General features: G+C 49.0%; 2 protein-coding genes. One reads left to right on the top strand and one right to left on the bottom strand.

Going from position 1 to position 1,125, the window contains the following annotated elements:
* On the bottom strand, positions 1 to 387 hold a 387-nt coding region (umuD, locus tag ENTHG_RS00055), incomplete at its 3' end, for a translesion error-prone DNA polymerase V autoproteolytic subunit (protein WP_044171997.1).
* A gap of 219 nt (positions 388 to 606) precedes the next feature.
* On the opposite strand from umuD, the gene parM reads away from it, so the two are divergent.
* Positions 607 to 1,125, top strand: a 519-nt coding sequence (gene parM, locus ENTHG_RS00050; RefSeq protein WP_044171994.1) for a plasmid segregation protein ParM domain-containing protein, incomplete at its 3' end; no start/stop codon positions are given.

The following is a 1,125-nucleotide window of genomic DNA, read 5'->3' as shown; positions in this document are numbered from 1 at the left end:
GAATATTTCCAGCTCATCCGGGTCCGGATATAACGTGGGATAAGTGGCATTCATCGGGAGCAGGGCAAGGCGGGGACGCAGCTGGAGCCGTTTGACCGTAAACCCTCCGTCAACGCTGGCCACCACAATATCACCGTGTACGGGTTTTTCTGCACTGTCGACAACCAGCAGATCTCCGTTGAAAAGACTGCCATCCGTCATGCTGTCCCCGCTTGCGCGGAGATAATAGGTTGCGCTGCGGCGCCTGACGCAATAGTCATTTAAATCAAGTTCCTGCTCGACATAGTCCTGTGCCGGGGGCGGAAAACCACAGGAAGCCCTGTCGGAAAATAAGGGAAATGCCAGTGGCGGACAATCACTGGCGGGAAACATCATAACCAGTTTCATCTTCTTATCTCTTTTGTACTGTATGTATAAACAGTATAGGCGGAGAGCTTTTTAAAAGTGAAGTGCAAAAAATTCTGAGGGATCTATCCGGACCACGCATTGCTACAATATTATCATTATGAATTTTACAAAATTCTCATTTTGAGTATTTTATATTGACACTATAGGGATGTGTGATGCTATTATTCTCACACTGAGAATAATATAAGGCTCTAAATGATGAATATTTACTGTGATGACGGTTCCACTAATGTAAAACTGGCCTGGTTTGCTGACGGCTCTCTTAAAACGTCCATTTCAGCCAACTCCTTCCGTCATGGCTGGAAAGTGGCTGATTTCGGCGCAAGCGCGTTTAACTATCAGGTAGGGCTGCTTAAGTACACCTGGGACAGTGTAAGCCGTGATGCGGTCCCGACCACAAACGTGGAATATCAGTACGGCGATATGAATCTCCTCGCCGTCCACCACGCACTTCTGAACAGTGGCCTTGCGCCGCAGCCGGTTTCGCTGACCGTCACGCTGCCCCTGAGCGAGTATTACGATCAGGACTGCCAGAAGAATGAAGACAACATAGAGCGGAAACGTTCCAACTTGCTCCGTGAGCTGAATATTAATAAGCGGGAACGCTTTACCATTACAGATGTAAAGGTGATGCCGGAATCCCTGCCTGCCGCGTTCAGCAGACTCGCCCGGCTGAAGCCAGGCTCTTCAGAAACATCGCTGATCATTGATCTGGGG

This window comes from Phytobacter massiliensis JC163 (assembly GCF_000321045.1).
Lineage (GTDB): Bacteria > Pseudomonadota > Gammaproteobacteria > Enterobacterales > Enterobacteriaceae > Phytobacter_A > Phytobacter_A massiliensis.
This window is presented reverse-complemented; position numbering and strand designations above follow the sequence as displayed.